14 protein-coding genes are annotated in these 15,135 nt (G+C 69.5%); 4 read left to right on the forward strand and 10 right to left on the reverse strand.

The genetic code is table 11. The features are described from left to right. Nucleotides 1–47: 47 nt before the first annotated feature. Entirely contained in the window at nucleotides 48–809 is a 762-nt protein-coding gene (locus tag E7T09_RS00120; protein WP_136387132.1) for an Ig-like domain-containing protein, read from the reverse strand. A 297-nt stretch (nucleotides 810–1,106) separates the two neighbouring features. Here E7T09_RS00120 and E7T09_RS00125 point away from each other — a divergent pair, with 297 nt between their 5' ends. Next, complete coding sequence (locus E7T09_RS00125; protein WP_136387133.1) at nucleotides 1,107–1,658, forward strand: hypothetical protein; 552 nt, start codon at nucleotides 1,107–1,109, stop codon at nucleotides 1,656–1,658. A gap of 59 nt (nucleotides 1,659–1,717) precedes the next feature. Here the strand turns inward: E7T09_RS00125 and E7T09_RS00130 are convergent, their stop codons facing one another. Beyond that, the gene (locus E7T09_RS00130; protein WP_168734631.1) at nucleotides 1,718–2,323 is read right to left on the reverse strand and encodes a nitroreductase; all 606 of its coding nucleotides are present in this window, start codon (nucleotides 2,321–2,323) and stop codon (nucleotides 1,718–1,720) included. A 7-nt stretch (nucleotides 2,324–2,330) separates the two neighbouring features. Continuing rightward, a complete protein-coding gene (locus E7T09_RS00135; protein WP_136387135.1) occupies nucleotides 2,331–3,122 on the reverse strand; it encodes a TatD family hydrolase in 792 nt (263 codons plus the stop codon). Between the two features lie 171 nt (nucleotides 3,123–3,293). On the opposite strand from E7T09_RS00135, the gene E7T09_RS00140 reads away from it, so the two are divergent. From E7T09_RS00140 to E7T09_RS00150, 3 genes are read left to right on the forward strand one after another with little or no spacing between them, the layout of a single operon-like run. After that, nucleotides 3,294–3,908 carry a hypothetical protein gene (locus tag E7T09_RS00140; protein WP_136387136.1) on the forward strand — a complete coding sequence of 205 codons (615 nt, stop codon included), beginning with the start codon at nucleotides 3,294–3,296 and terminating at the stop codon, nucleotides 3,906–3,908. 29 nt (nucleotides 3,909–3,937) lie between these two features. Further along, entirely contained in the window at nucleotides 3,938–4,828 is an 891-nt protein-coding gene (locus E7T09_RS00145) for an LptA/OstA family protein (protein WP_136387137.1), read from the forward strand. Nucleotides 4,829–4,858: 30 nt separating this feature from the next. Continuing rightward, on the forward strand, nucleotides 4,859–5,953 hold the full coding sequence (locus E7T09_RS00150) for an LptA/OstA family protein (RefSeq protein WP_136387138.1): 1,095 nt from the start codon (nucleotides 4,859–4,861) through the stop codon (nucleotides 5,951–5,953). On the opposite strand, the gene E7T09_RS00155 is transcribed toward E7T09_RS00150, so the two are convergent. The 7 genes from E7T09_RS00155 to E7T09_RS00185 all read right to left on the reverse strand — a co-directional run bounded on the left by E7T09_RS00155 (nucleotide 5,910) and on the right by E7T09_RS00185 (nucleotide 15,088). After that, on the reverse strand, nucleotides 5,910–6,836 hold the full coding sequence (locus E7T09_RS00155; protein WP_136387139.1) for an L-lactate dehydrogenase: 927 nt from the start codon (nucleotides 6,834–6,836) through the stop codon (nucleotides 5,910–5,912). The genes E7T09_RS00150 and E7T09_RS00155 overlap by 44 nt on opposite strands. 30 nt (nucleotides 6,837–6,866) lie before the next feature. Further along, a complete protein-coding gene (locus E7T09_RS00160) occupies nucleotides 6,867–7,310 on the reverse strand; it encodes a universal stress protein (RefSeq protein WP_136387140.1) in 444 nt (147 codons plus the stop codon). 145 nt (nucleotides 7,311–7,455) lie between these two features. Further along, nucleotides 7,456–9,177 carry a M12 family metallopeptidase gene (locus E7T09_RS00165; protein WP_136387141.1) on the reverse strand — a complete coding sequence of 574 codons (1,722 nt, stop codon included), beginning with the start codon at nucleotides 9,175–9,177 and terminating at the stop codon, nucleotides 7,456–7,458. Nucleotides 9,178–9,235: 58 nt separating this feature from the next. After that, the gene (locus E7T09_RS00170) at nucleotides 9,236–10,900 is read right to left on the reverse strand and encodes a C1 family peptidase (protein ID WP_136387142.1); all 1,665 of its coding nucleotides are present in this window, start codon (nucleotides 10,898–10,900) and stop codon (nucleotides 9,236–9,238) included. 119 nt (nucleotides 10,901–11,019) lie between these two features. Then, the gene (locus tag E7T09_RS00175) at nucleotides 11,020–11,760 is read right to left on the reverse strand and encodes a hypothetical protein (RefSeq protein ID WP_136387143.1); all 741 of its coding nucleotides are present in this window, start codon (nucleotides 11,758–11,760) and stop codon (nucleotides 11,020–11,022) included. Beyond that, a complete protein-coding gene (locus E7T09_RS22560; RefSeq protein ID WP_136387144.1) occupies nucleotides 11,757–11,969 on the reverse strand; it encodes a zinc ribbon domain-containing protein in 213 nt (70 codons plus the stop codon). The genes E7T09_RS00175 and E7T09_RS22560 overlap by 4 nt, the downstream gene beginning before the upstream one ends. Before the next feature lie 101 nt (nucleotides 11,970–12,070). Continuing rightward, entirely contained in the window at nucleotides 12,071–15,088 is a 3,018-nt protein-coding gene (locus E7T09_RS00185; RefSeq protein ID WP_136387145.1) for a tetratricopeptide repeat protein, read from the reverse strand. Between the last annotated feature and the right edge of the window lie 47 nt (nucleotides 15,089–15,135).

Genomic DNA, 15,135 nt, shown 5'->3' on the forward strand with positions numbered 1-15,135 from the left:
GGACGACAGGCAGGGACGAGAAGCAGGGCGTGCGGGTGGACAGGCCCTCAGCGGCGGGTCAGGGCAACCTGATAGGTGTTGGTGGCCTTATCGTCCTTGAAGTTGGCAACCGGCGTGGGGCTGACGTCGTTGTCGTGGATGGCAGAGCTGGTGACCATCACGTAGTACGTGCCAGCGTCCGTGATGTTGAAGCGGATCTCGGATTCCAGGCCGCTGCCGCTGTCGTCGTCCTTTTCGAGGACGGTCTTGCCGTCCGGGAGGAGGATCATCACATACGGGTCGAGGGTGCTGGCCGCGTTGACGCTGACGCTCTGCACGGTGAGTTTGAGCATGTCGCCCGCCGCGGCATCGAATTTGTAGAAGTCGTGGTCGGTGTTCTTCCCGCTGATGACGCCGCTGGCCCCGCCACCGATGGCCAGGGCAGTGGCCTTGTCCGTGGTGTCGTTGGGTTCACTGGCATCGGTGGCCGTCACGCTCAGGGTCGCAGTGGCCTTGGCGAGATTGCCCGCCTTGTCGTAGGCACGGGCCTCGATGGTGTGATCGCCCACGTCGGTCGCGGCGTAGGGTTTCGTGACGTTGTAGGGAGCGCTGGTATCGCTCTGAACCAGCGTGCCGTTGTCGTAGAAGTCCACCTTCGCGATGCCGCCCGCATCGGTGGCCGTGGCCGTGAAGGTCGCGACGCCTGGAACGAGCAGGGGGGTGGGGCTCGCACTGACGCTAACCGTCGGTGGGGTGTGGTCGGAGGGAGCGCAGCTGCTGAGCAGCCCCCCGGTCAGGACGATCAGGGACAGGGCGTACAGTCGGTTCATGGCCACTCCTTCACAGTGAATTGAGCGAGAGACACGAGACGATCCGGCGTAGAGGGTGCCGTGATCGCGTGCCGTGGAAACGTCGGGTGCTTAAGGCGGACTTAAGCTGTGGTCGTGATGGGGGCAAGCTTATCGTCCGTTTACGCTCCGTGCAACCGTTCTCAGCGTCCGGCAACCCTGTCCTCATGAAGCTTTTCCTCATTGATGTCATTTGCCAGGTCGGCACTGCCCACAACCTGCCGTTTGCCTGAGAGTGGTCTTCACCTGCCTTGCGATCCGCTCGGGTACCCTATCTGCATGCGTCCTCACCGTCTATCTGCCCTTGTCCTGCCTGCCCTGATCCTTGCCGCGTGCGGTCAGACCTCCGTCAAGGCTCCAGCCGATTACCGCCTTAGTGGCACGCTGGCCGGCGACTGGGGCGCGGCGCCTCACCTGCGCCTGGCCCTGGTCGGTACGGGCTTTCCGGTGGCTGTTAGTACCAACAGTTCCATCGCGCAGAACGTCGTGGCAAACAGTGATGGCACCTGGGCGTTCGGCTTTGACCTGCCCAGCCCGCCCCTGCCGAACCTGGCGGGGGTGTATCAGGTGGTGGCCTTCAACGATGCCAACAACGACGCCCGCCTGACACTGGGCGAGACCTTCGCGCGCAACCGCGAGTGGCTGGTGTACAGCCCGGTCAGCGGCACCATCCCCGCCGTCAGCATTCCGGACTTCCTGCCCGGCGAGAGCGAGGGCCTGCCGGAACTGAAGGTGTCGGCCGGATGGAACCTGTACGACCGGACACAGGCGCTCACCGCCACGAACCCGCACGGCGTGCAGACGGTGACCGGCTACGACATCAGCCGCTGAGAGCTGCCGGGAACAGCAGGCACCTTCTCAGGGGCAGGACATGAGCGGCGTCCCCGGCATCATTCCGCCCAGGTGACCTTCTCGCTGAGGGGCGCGCGCGAACTGTCCGGCGCCTCCCCGGCGGGAGAGCCGAGGTAGATGAAGCCCATCAGGGCTGGTGCTCCCAGCGCTGCCGCCGTCACCGGACTGATCATCACCGCTCCACTTGCCCACTTGCTCGCCAGGCCGAAGGCCGTGGCGGCCAGCAGCATGTTCTGCGCCGCACACGCCAGCGCGGCCTGTTCCTCCCACAACGGGAACTTCGATGTTGCGGGCACATGCAGTTCCAGGCTGATCCACGCGGGGGCTTTCAGGGCGCGGGCCCGCTGCGCCGCCAGGGCCGCCTCGCTGTCCCGATCCGGCGCGCTCCCGGCCGCATAGGCCTGCGCGAAGATGTTTCCCAGCCGCTCGCGGGCCGCCCCGGTGAAGACCGTGAACCGCCACGGTTGCGTGCGCCCGTGCGTGGGTGCCCAGGTGCCCGCAGCGAGGATCGCCTCCAGCACCCTGCGCGGCACCGGATCGGGCCTTAGCAGCGCGATGTCTACGGTTCGGCGGCGCCGGATCACGTCCAGCACGACCTGCGCTTCAGAGAGGGGGGGTGGGACAGGTGCAGTGGACTCGATCACGTGGACATCATGCCCCGGACGGGGCGGCGGGCGGGTCGGGCAGGGCATACACCCGGCGGGCGTTCGCGTCGGTCACGGCTTCCAGGTCGGCCGCGTTCATGCCGCGCAGCTGCGCAATGAAGTTCAGCGTGTGCCGCACGTAGCCGGGCCGGTTGGGTTTGCCCCGGTTCGGCACGGGGGCCAGGAAGGGGGCGTCCGTTTCAAGCAGCAGGCGATCCAGCGGCAGCGCCTGCGCGGCCTCGTGGATCTCGCGGGCGTTCTTGTAGGTGGTATTCCCGGCGAAGCCGAAGAAGGTGTGAGGGCCGCGTTCCAGGCCGAACTTCAGCAGGCCACCGTGCCCGGAGAAGCAGTGCAGGATCACCGGCACGTCCGGCCACGCCCTCAGCACCTCCATGACGCCCTGGTGGGCGGCCTGTCGATCCTGCTTGTCGCGCGTGTGGATGACCAGCGGCTTGCCCGTGCGGCGGGCGAGATCGAGCTGCCACTCGAAGGCCAGGAGTTGCGCGGCGCGTTTCGTGTCGTCCCAGTAATCGTCGAGGCCGCTTTCACCGACGCCGACCACGCGGGGATGCCACGCCAGGAGCTCGATGGCGGCCCGGGTTTCGGGGCTGTCCTCGTCCGTATCGGTGGGGTGCAGGCCGACGGTCGCGTACACGTCACCGAACTGCTCGGCCAGGGTCACGGCGTTCCGGGCATGCTCGGGGCTCGCCCCGATGCACACCAGGGCGCTCAGGCCCAGTTCGCCGCGCGCGCTGGCGGGATCATCCAGGTAGTCGAGGTGCGTGTGCGTGTCGATCATGCCCGCCAGGGTAATGCTGAATTCGCCTTTACCCGTTCCGGTGGCCGCTTGATCCCACACCGGCGCAGGCAGGAACCCGGACAAAGGCCCCCGACGGGGGCGCACGTCGTCCACCGGGCCTCCCACTCCAGCCCCACCACTCTCATGAAGGGCGCGCGGTAAAGTGCCCGCGTGCCCAGAGCCGGTCTCTACGCCCTTCTCGTCATTCTGGGGTTCGCCCTGCTGTTTGCGTTCCTGCCGTCCGGCACGACGGCGGGCAGCCAGACGGGCGCCACCCTGAGTGGCGTGAAGTTCCGCCTGTATCCCAGCCGGGACGAGGACGCCGTGTGGTCATTCGCGGCCCAGCAGGTGACGAGTGATCCCGTGGCGGGCGAGACGCACCTGACCGGCCTGTCCGGCGGCCAGCGGCTCGTGAAGCAGCGTGATCCAAAGACAAACGCCCTCACGGGCCGTCAGACCCTCGACGCCCGGCTGGACACGCAGGATCTCACCATCGACGATCAGGACAACATGACCACCCGTCAGGCCAAGATCACGCTGGTGAACGAGTGTGCGGACATCGATCTTCGGGGCACGCCGGACTCGCCCGTGAAGATCGAGCAGGGTCAGGGGTTCAGTGCACCCGTGGCCGAACTGAGTTCGCCGCTGCTCAGCGGCCACATCGAGAACCTGCGCATGACCTTCGGCTTCAGCATTGAGGAGTCCGATCCGGCGCATTCCAACTTCACCTCGAATCTAGACACTACGGAACGCTGTGTGAACGGCAAGCGCGTGACCGGTACCTGAATCCCACCGTCTATCCCCAGGAGATCCCCATGAAACAAAAAGCCCTGTTCCTCAGCCTGCTCGTCACGACCGCCGCCCTCGCGCAGGCGGCCGATACCACCAAGCGCCTGATCACCATCCAGGGTGGGCCGCGCGGCGACCTGCGCAAGGGCCCCCTGACCTTCACGGGCAGTCCGGTCAAGGCGACCGTGAGCACCCTGAACATCGAGGCGTCGCAGGCCGTCATGTCCGCGCCCGCCGGCACGCTACTGATCGAGGCCAAAGGCAAACGCACCGCGGACTTCACGGGCAGCGTGGTCGTGACCCGTGGACGCCTGACCGCCAAGGGCGACAAGCTCGCGTATTCCGAGGTGACCGGGCAGGGCATCATGACCGGCACGCCCAGCGCGACCTTCGTGCCGGCCAACAAGGAAGACGGTGACGCCGTGGCGATCCAGGCCACCCAGATGAGCTTGGACGTGGACAACAATGTCTCGACCAGCACGGGCAGCGTGGGCCTGACCAACGGCACCCAGACCGGCAAGGCCGACAAACTGGTGTTCGACGAGGACAAGGAACTCGCACAGCTGACCGGCACACCCAGCCTGACCCGCGCCGCGAAGGGCGCCCAGAAGGAACTGGTGATGAGCGGCACTGAAGTCCGGGCCCGCACCAAGGAGAAGACGCTGTACGTGAAGGGCAACGTCAAGCTCGTGCAGGGCACCACGACCACCACCGGCGACGCCGTGTACTACGACGACAAGAAGAACGTGGCCTACGTGGTCGGCAACGCCGTGAGCGTGGACAGCAAGACCAAGGTCACGCTGCGCGCCCCCGCCAGCGGCTACCTGGAGCAACGCACGGACCTGGCGCGCGTGCGGGTGCTGAACTCGGCGTACAAGATTCCCGTGGATCAGTTCACGCTGCGCAGCGAGCAGTAAAGGCAGGTGGGCACGGCGCTACACTCGCGTATGGCCTTTCCCCGGCGATCCACGGCCGCCCTCCTGACGCTGGCGCTGCTGGGTGGCCCGCTGACGGGCGTGTTGCCGCTCGCGCGCGCGCAGCAGACGGCCTCGCCGGCGGACCAGGCGGCCCCGGCAACCTCTCCTGCGGCGCCCGCCCCGGCCGCCACGCCCACCGACACAACCGCGCCCGATACGGCGTCACCGGATGCCGGGTCGGAGAACGCCAGCCTGGAACTGGTGCGCAAGGGCCAGAAGGACGGCAAGGAACGCCGCATCCGGATCGTGCGGACCGGCACCAGCGATGAAACGGGCATCTTCACGGTCTGCAGTCCGCAAGACGGCGACCCTGAGAATGCACCGAACATCGCCGTATTCAGCGAGACGGGCAAGGGCGGCATCGAGATCACCATCGACAAGAACCTGATCCGCGTGCCGCTCGCGGTGGTCACGCAGCAGCAACCCAAGGAGGGGCAGGACGGCAGTGACGGCCGCGTGGAGGCCAGCGCCGGCACCGCCCAGTTCCTAGATGCCGCGCCGGCGGGGGCCACGGACCGACTCTCGAAGTGCGGCGTTCAGGCCACGCCGAAGCCCGCGCCGGACACGGTGTTCGTCACGCAGGGCAAGACCGAACTGAAGGGCCAGTCGCTCGTGTACGACGAGACCGACGGGATCGCCCGGATCGACGGGCCGATCACCTTCAACCGCCCCAACCAGACGGATCCGCTGACCGGCAAGAGCGACAAGATCGAGGTGGACGTCGATCAGGAGAAGACGACGCTGGTCGGGAACGTCGTGCTGAACTCGGCCGGTGGGCGGGTCAGCCGGGCCGCCCGCGTCGAGTACGACGACACCCGCAACCTCGCGCGCCTGATCGGCACGCCGGATCAGCCGGCCCAGAGCGTGAAGGGCGGCGATACCCTGACAGCAGGGATGATCCTCTACGACCTCGACCGTAACGAGGTGTACGCCGTGAAGGCCGAGGGCGGCACCATCACCGGCGAATTCCAGGACGGCGACACCGGCACGGACACCGCTCAGGGCGGTTCCACCCCTTCGACTACGCCGACGACCACTCCGCCAGGCTCGACCTCGCCGCCCTGAGCACGCCCGCACTGGCTTCCAGGGCCTGCCCCTCGGCGGGGGTCAGCTCGGGCATGACCGTGTCGATCACGCCCGCTGCGCCGACGATGCGCGGCAGGCTCAGGCTCACGCCGAAGGCCTCGGTGGGCACGCTGACGGTCAGGATCGCGCGCCGGTCGGCCAGAATACGTTCCGTGATGCGGGCCAGGGCCGCACCAATCCCGTAATACGTGGCGCGCTTGCCCTGAAAGATCGAGGCCGCCGCGCCCCGCGTGCCCGCCTCGATCTCGGCCTGGATCTCCGGCGTCCAGGGCCGCTGCCGGGCGGCCATGAACGCGGCTACGGGCAGGCCGGCCACCGTCACGGAACTCCACGCGATGACCTCCGAATCGCCGTGCTCGCCCAGCACCGCTCCGTGGACGTGCGTCGCATCCACGCCAGCGTGCTCGGCGGTCAGCCAGCGCAGGCGGGCGCTGTCGAGCACCGTGCCGGATCCCAGCACCGCGCGGCCCGGCAGCAGCCGCGCGGTCAGGTCGGTCAGGACATCCACCGGATTCGTAGCGATCAGTAGCGCGGCGTCCGGGGCGGCGGCCGCCACCTGCGGCAGCAGGGTTCGGAAGATCGCCGCATTGCGGCCCAGAAGGGCCAGCCGGGACTCGCCGGGCTGCTGGTTAGCCCCCGCCGCGACGACCACCACGCGGCTGCCCGCCAGCTCGGCCAGGGCACCGCTCCCGACGCGGGTGCCGTGACTGACCGGGCTGGCGTGCGCGATGTCCTGCGCTTCCGCTTGCGCGCGGGCTGGATCGAGGTCCGTGAGCAGCAGTTCACTGCACGAACCGCGCAGCACCATGGCGTACGCGGCCGTCGCGCCCACCAGACCCGCCCCGACCACGCCGACTTTCACGGCGGACCTCGTCTTCCTAGGCTGGGCACGTCAGCCGTGGCGAACCGTCAGCACCGGAATGCGGCTGCGGGCCACCAGTTTCTCGGCCGTGCTGCCCAGCAGGAAGTGTTCCAGCAGGCCCTGCTGGTGCGTGCCCACCACGATCAGGTCCGCGCCCCAGGCCTCGGCGGCGTCCAGGATGCCGGTCAGGGGATCGCCGACCAGCTGCACGGTCTCCTCGCCCGGCTGCACCAGCCGCGACATGACGCCCGCGTCGGCGTCCTCCAGTGCGTCCAGCAGCGACGGATCGGGCATGGTGGGAGTCACGCCACCCATCAGATCCGGCGTGACTCCGGCGCGGGCGTCCGTGACGTGCGCGAGCTTCAGCTGAGCGCCGGGAAAGCGGGTGCGGGCCGTCTGGAGCGCCAGCCGGGAAGCGTCGGAGAAGTCCACGCCCACGAGGATCTTCTGGAAGGAGGAGGGGGTCTGCGTCATGGCCCGAACGTACACCCCGCCCGTCAGATCCGCTTGAAAAATCAAGGGCACATGAAGATCTGCCTCCACTTCACCCGTGGGGGCAGGTCGGAAGCCGCGAGGCAAGGTGGTCACCGCCGCCAGAACGGTGACCGGGTGGCGGTCGTCAGAGCCGGAAGGGTGCGTTCCACGCGCGGTTCTGCGCCTTGAAGATCAGGTTCAGCAGGCCAGACGGGTCCGTGTAGAAGATCTCCAGCTGGTTGGACATGGTCTGGTAGCGCATCGCCAGCGGGCTGCCGGGCGTGGCCGCGCCAGGGTTCGAGATCGCGATGGGCCCGTTCCACCTGCCGTTCTGGGCCTTCCACGTCAGGTTCACGGCGCCGTTGGGGCCGACCGTGGCGACCTCCAGCTGGTTGTTGAGCGGGTAGAAGGACGCCACGATGCTGCGGCCGGGCACGCCGGTCTGCGGAGGCGTGATGGCGGCGGGCGGGTTCCACCGGCCGTTCTGGGCCTTCCAGATCACGTTCACCTGCCCGCGGTTGTCCACGAAGAAGCCCTCGAGCTGGTTGTTCAGCGGGTAATAGGTCAGGGTGATCCGCGCGCCGGGCGTGGTGACGTTCGCCGCCGAGATCGCCCCCGGCGGCACCCACGCGCCGTTCTGGGCCTTGTATGCCAGCCGGATGGCCCCGTCGTTGCCGGCGAACATCGCCTCGAACTGGTTGCCCTGCGGATTGAACACCACGCTCACGCCCCCGCCCGACGGTCCCTGGTTGGCCGGACTGATGGTGCCCGGAGCGTTCCAGGCGCCGTTCTGGGCCTTCCACAGCACGTGCAGGGCGCCGTCGTTGCCGAGGTACAGCACCTCCAGCTGGTTGTTCAGCGGGTAGAACGCGGCGTGCAGGTCACCTCCGGGGCGGATGGTGTTCGGGGCGGTCAGGCGGATGGGGTTCGACCACGCGCCGTTCTTCGCCTTGTACGTCACGTAGATCGCGCCGTCGTTGGCCGCGTAGAACGCCTCGAGCTGGTTGTTCAGCGGGTAGGCGACCATCGAGATGCGGGCGCCCTGCGGCAGCAAGCCAGGCCCCGACAGCGTGATCGGGCCCTTCCACCACGAGTTGTTGACCTTCCACACCAGGCCCAGCGCCCCCTGGGGCGTGACATACATCGTCTCGAACTGTTCGAGGTTGAAGGTAGGGTAATCGGCGATCTCAGGGCTGCTGCCAGGAACCGGCGTGCTCCCCTTGCCGTACAGGACGTTCACGCCGATCTTGTCGAGGTCGCTGAGCTGCCCGTTCCCGTTCCAGTTCGGGTTGCAGTAGTTCATGATCGAGACCTTGTCGTAGGGCGTCACGGTCCAGTCGGGCTCGGTACCCTGATGGTCCTGGTCGCAGTCGAACCGGTCGGAACGGTTCTGCTCGTGTGCGATGCCGAGCGCGTGCCCGAACTCGTGCGCGGCGATGGCCTGGATGCAGTACTGGCGGGTCTTCTGGCAACTGGTACTGAAGTTCATGAAGGTGAAATTCAGCTGCATGCCGTTCTGCACGCCGTCGATGCCCGTGCCGAGTGCCGTGGTATGCGAGCGGTTGTCGATGATCTGGATGCGGATGCCGCGTGAGTTCGCGGCGCACTTGCCCCAGCCGATGAAGCGCACGGCGGACGCGGCTTCCCAGGTGCGCTGCACCGCGTCGTGCACCCAGCCGCGTTCGGCGAGGTCGTTGCCGGGGTTCTCCCAGCACACGCCGATCTGTGCCGAGGGCCACAGGCTGGACTGCTGGACGCTGAGAGGCGCGCTGGTCTTGCCGATGTTCTCCTGGGCCGCCGCGCTGCCGGCGACGAACGCCAAGGCCAGGAGAGGGCGGAGGGCCGGACGGAACGGAACATGGATCATGGAGGCTCCTGGCGGGAAGAAGCGGCGCGCCCGCCACGCGCAGAATCAGTGACGCGGCTTACTGCGGCAGGATGCCGGTGCTGGCCTGTCCCACGAAGGTGCTCACCCACGTCCACGGCAGGTACACGTAGCCCTGGTCGCCCCAGCAGTCGCCCCAGGAGTTCTTCACGATGAAGTACCCGTAATCGTCCGCGATGGGGGCCGAGGGCACGGTCTGGTGCAGGTTCTGGCTGGAGATGAAGCCCGTGACGGTCATCACGTGATCCAGCTCGAAGTCGTCGGTGCCGTCGGCCTTCTTCTGCATGGTCTGGCGGGTCGCGTACCCGTTCGCGTCCGGGTTCATGTTGGACAGCGACGGAGCGCTGTTCGCGGTGGGTTTCACGTAACGCATGTCGAGTGTGATGGTCGTCGGGTGGCCCAGCACGGAGCGCAGCAGCAGGATCACCATCGACCGATCCTTGTCGCCCTGATCCCAGAAGTCGGTGGGCGACTGCATGCGGTAGCCGCTCGGGCTGCCGGTGTTCGGCAGGCTGCGAATCACGTACACGTGGCCGCCGAAGGGGACGGTCAGCAGGTAGCCCTGGAAGTTCGTGTCCGAGCACGGCCCGACGTGGTGGGTGGCGTCCTGGTAGCCGTCGCAGGAGTGCGTGTAAGTCTGGGTCTTGTCGTTCGACTGGCGGCTGTTGCTCTTGTTGTATTGCCAGCCCTTCTCCAGCGCGAAGGTGTAGTTCGCGGCGCTGGCCTTCTGCGCGATGTAGATGGGATCGCCGCCGTCCCCGTAGGTGCGCGGGGCCCAGGTGATGAAGCGGTTCGCGGCGTAATCCTGCTCGGAGAGGTTCACGAGCTTGTGGTCACGCCGGGCGATCTCGGCTTCGAGGGCCGCGACGGTCGCGAAGGCCCAGCAGGTGCCGCGCTGCCCCTGATCCTTCACGGTGGTCGTGAGGTTCTTGAGCGGCCAGTCGAAGTTCTTGTAGATGCCTGTGGCCGTCGGCGCTTCGCAGGCCCCGGTCTGCGTGCGGTCGAGCTGGTCTGCCGCCCCCACCTCAAGGTTCGCCGGGTCGAGCAGGTATTTCAGATTGGCGATGGAGGCGCGGTCATTGATCAGGACGTCACCGAGCGCCTTGTTGTAGCGCACGATCGCCGCCTGATCGAGGCTGGTCACGCTGTCCGGGGAGGGCAGCCCCAGCTGCGTAGGAGAGAACCCCAGCGCCTGTTGCAGGTCCGGGTACAGCTGGGTGTACAGCCGCGCTTGGTTGTCACGGGTGGGGAAGGTGCGGGCGTGCGTGGCCAGACTGGCCCGCCCGAACGCGTTCCCGAGCAGCGTCACGGCTTTGGCGCCGCCCGCCGTATCGACTAGGAGGCGGTGATCGCCATCCGCGTTGATGGCCGAGGCGTCCGGGCCACTCAGCAGATTCCCGAATTCCGGGAACTGGCCGATGTACTGCGTGGCGTCCAGGGTGTCCTGGTCGTCCTGGGCCTTCTGGGCGGCGGCCTCGCGGGCCAGGTCCTCTGGCGTGATCGCGGTCGCGCCGCCCTGCACCAGCGTCCGGAATTCCTGCGGCGTGATCGTCTGCGCGCCCGCCGGCACGTTGTCATCGAAGCTCGGCTGGGTCTGGAAGAACGCCTGGAGGCTCGGATCGGGTGTGCTGCCGCCACCACACGCGGAGAGCAGGGCCGTCAGGGCGACGGATAGCGTGAACATCAGGGTATGACGACTGGACATGATGGTCTCCCTGGGCGTGAAGGCCCGTCCCGCTCCGGCGTGAACCGGGCGGGCATGGGGTGAAGGACGAACCAGGCGCGGGTGCCGTCAGGACGGACGCGGCGCGGCAGCAGGGTCGTTCAGTGCGTGCAGGTCAGGTCGATGCGGAAGCTGGGATCCTTCACGCCCCAGGGCAGCGCCTTGGCGAAATCGCCGCCCTCGCTTGGCGCGACGCGCCACAGCAGCTTGGTGGGCGGGCGGCCCGCACTGGCGTTATTGCCGTCGATGGTCGTGACGACCCCGCGCCACACCCCGGAGGGAGGCAGCTGGCTGAAGGTGAACTTCTGGCCGTTTAGCTCGTCGGTGGTGCCCCAGTTCATGGGGGTGCCGTCGGCCGCGAGGAAGGCCATGTGGGTGCTGTCGGCCATCAGCATGCCGTCCGCGCCGGTCATCATCTTGCTGGTGCCGTTGCGCACTTCCAGATCGAGCGTCCAGCGCCCCGAGTTGTCCTCGGGAACCAGCCGCAGGTTGCTGAACTTCACGCGCCACACGCCGTTGAACAGGGTCTGGTTCAGGCAGCCGGACAGCGCCGTGAGCTGCTGCGAGCCGCCCGCCACCGTGCCGTTCCCGGCCGCCGCCATGCCCGCCGTCGTGGTGATGCTGAGCGTGCCGCCCGCCGTGCTGACCTTGAAGCCGGCCGCGCTCAGTGCACTGACCGGCACATAGTTCTGCCCGCCGATGTTCACGACTGTGCCCGGCACCACGCGCCCGTTGATGCTGATCCGGATGGCCCCCGCCGCCAGCGCCGTGGCGGTCAGCAGCAGGCCCAGGCCCAGCGTGCGTCTGTGGTGTCCCTTGCCCTGTGTGTTCGCTTCCCTCATGTCGTTTCTCCCCCCGGAGTGATCAGGTTCCGGCCGCAGCGGGTGCAGTAGCGCGCGTACGGACTGGTGATGTCGGCGTGGCAGGCCGGGCACTGTCCGACCAGCCGCGTGCCGTCGTGCGGGCAGTACCGCTCCTCACTGTGACTGGGCAGCGTGCGCCCGCACCTCGGACACAATCTGTACGTGACCCCCCGGTTCACCCCAGTCATCCCTCCACCTCCTGCATACACGGTGCTGCCCACCGGGTGAGGGAACGGTCAGGCCACAGCCCCATTCTGCCGGAACCCCAGCCCCTGTGACTTGCTGACCGTCAGGCCGTTTGGGCGCCCAGGTACTCCTGCCAGCGTTCCGGCAGGGCCACGCCCACCGCGGCCAGCTGCTCGCGCGCCGCGCTGTACAGCCGCGACAGGCTGCGGTGGTTGCCGCTGCGGCGCAGGCCCTCCAGCGTCAGGGCCAGCGCTGCCTCGTCCAGGGTGTCTTCCTCCCACACCAGGCGGGCGGCGCGGGCACTGGCAGCCGGATCGTCGTCCAGGGCTGCGCGGGCTTCCCGCAGCAGGGCAGCGTGCAGCGCCTCCCTCAGCGCCTCACCGGTCTCCGGGGGCAGCGGGCCGCGCCACAGGCCCAGGGCCGGCCGGGCCAGGAAGGCCGCCGCGTCGCTGGGCACCTCGCCCAGGGCATAGCCGCCCGGTGTGGTCAGGATCACCGCGTGGCCCGCCGCCGCCCGCAGCGCGGCCACGCCCTGCTTCAGCGCGCCCAGCGCCTGCGCCTCCGGCCGCCCCGGGTACAGGTCGTCGGCCAGGTCCAGCCGGGTGACCTCGGCGCGGCCCTGCAGGCGGGCCTCCAGCAGCCGCAGCAGCAGGGCCCGGCGCAGCTCGCCGCGAACGGCCACACCGTCCAGTTCCAGCGGCCCCAGCACCCGCAGGCGCACCTCGCCCGCCGGGGCCAGGGGACTGCCCAGGGCGCGGCGGGCCAGCAGCGCCCCCAGTCCCTGACCGCGCTCCTCGAACTGCCGCGCCAGGGTCTCCAGCCGTCCCCGATCTCCTTGCAGCCGCGCGCTCTCCAGCGCGACGCGGTTCGCTTCGTAGTCTCCCAGGTGCTCGCGCGCCGTGGCCTCGGCGGCCTCCAGCGCGGCCAGGGCCTCCTCTCGGCGGCCCAGGGCGTCCAGGGCCAGCCCCCTGGCCACGCCGTTGCGGCTCAGCGTGCGGGGATCGGCACTCAGGGTCGCGGCCCGCTGCTGGGCCTGCTCGGCCAGCTCCAGGGCGCGCGCTCCCTGTCCGGCGCGGGCGTAGGCGCGGCTGGCGTCCGCGAGCGTCTCGACCAGCAGGCGCGGATTGTCCAGCTCGCCTGCCAGCCGCAGGGCCCGCCGGGCGTGGTGCAGCGCGAGTTCCCCGGAGAGCGGCGCGTCGCTCAGCGTGTACAGCGAAGTCAGCATGCCCAGGTTGTTCAGCAGGAAGTGCGCGCCGTCCAGGTATGTCAGGCTGCCCTGCGCCTCGCTCAGCGCGTCCTCGGCCCGGTCGAGTTCACCGCGTTCGAGGTGCAGCTCGGCCAGCATGCCCAGGCTGCTGGCGGTACCGCGCGCGTCGCCCAGGCGGCGGCGGGCGTCCAGGGCGCGGCGCACGCTGTCCATCGCCTCCTCCAGTTCGCCCAGCATGCGCAGGAAGGCCGCGCGGTTGTGCCACAGCGCGCTCGCCCCCACCTCGTTGCCGGTTCCCTGCATGGCCCGCGCTGTCTCGGCCGCCTGATCGGCGGCGGCGCGGTACTCGCCCTGGTGGAACAGCAGCATGACCTGCACGCCCAGCAGCCGCTGCCGCTCCGGTTCGCTCAGCGGGCCGGCCAGCAGGGCGCTCAGTTCCCGCGCGGCGTCGTGCCGACGGCCGGTGCCGAGCAGGGCCATGGCCACCGCGCTCCGTACCGCGACGCTCGCGGCGGCCTGCCCGGCGGCGTTCAGGGCCTCCCAGCGGGTCAGGGCGCCCGTGTGATCCCCGATGTTCTGGAGGGCCAGAATCCTCGCGCCCTCCACCATTACGCCGGGCGGCTGGACGTCCAGCAACGTGTCCAGGGCCGCGCGGCCCCCCGTCCTGGCGCTCAGGGTGGCGGCCAGCGGCAGCATCTGCGCGGCTAGCGTGGGCTCCCGCAGGGCGAGGGTCGCGAGTTCCAGCGCGCGCGGGAGGTCACTGCCCTGCAGCAGGCCAGCTGCCTGCCCGGCCAGCACCGCCCGGCGTTCCGGTGTGGTCAGGTCGCTGGCGCGGGCCAGCAGTGCGCCTGCCTGGGCGTGCAGGCCACGCCCCTGGGCCTCCTCGGCCGCGCGTTCCAGCAGCGTGGCCGCCTCGGCGGGTGGCGTCTGCGCGGCGTCCAGGAAGGCCACGGCCCGCAGCGGGTCGTCCCGGTAGGCCTCCAGTGCCCGGCGGGCCAGGGTGCGCGCCAGATCCGGCGTGACCTGGGCACGCAGCACCTCCGCGTACAGCGGGTGGCTGAACGTTCCATGCTCACCACTGAGGAGGCCCTGCTGCCGCAGGTCATGAATGCCCGCCTCCAGCGCCTCCGGGCTCAGATTCGCCACGTGCGCCCACACGTCCTGCGGCGCGTCCGGCACGCACGCCCGCGCGTCCATGATGGCCCTGTGCTGCCCGGCGCGTTCCAGCGTCAGGTCGATCAGCGCCTCGATCCGGCCGGGCAGGCGGGCCTCGTCCGGCGCGCGCCAGTGCCAGCGCTGCCCGTCGCTGTACAGATGCCCGCTGCGCACCAGGAACCGCACGTATTCCAGCGTGAACAGCGGGTTTCCGCGCGCCCGCCCGTGCACCCACGCGCACACCTCCGGCGGCAGGGCCGGGCCGAGTTCCTCGGCACACAGGGCGGCGGTGGCCTCCGCGCCGAGCGGCTCGACCGCGCAGGCTGCCAGGCCCTCCGGCACGGTGTGGCGGGTCGTGAACAGCAGGGCCACGCCCCGGGCGCGGCCCAGCAGTTCCGCCAGGGTCAGCAGCGCCGACGCCTGCGCGGGCGTCGCGTCGTGCAGGTCGTCCACGACCACGCCCACCGGCGCGTTCGCGGCGATCAGCGTGGCCAGCGCACCCAGCGCGCCATCTCCGTCCGGCAGCCTGCGCAGCGCCGCTTCGGCCCAGCCGGGCAGCGCACGGGCCGGGGGCAGCCGGGCGGGCCAGTCGGCCAGCGGCAGGGTGGCCGGCAGGGTATGCGCGCGCGTCCCTGCGCGTCGCAGCAGGTCGTGTGCGGCGTGGGTCTTGCCGACCCCGGCCGGGCCGTGGTACGCGAGGACGGCCCCCTGTCGGCGGCTGTGCAGGGCCCGCATGACCGCCTGTTCCTCACTGCGCATGGCCCATTGTGGCGCACTGGGCGGTGGTGCGGTCAGGGGCCATGGAA

The organism is Deinococcus sp. KSM4-11 (assembly GCF_004801415.1).
GTDB lineage: Bacteria > Deinococcota > Deinococci > Deinococcales > Deinococcaceae > Deinococcus.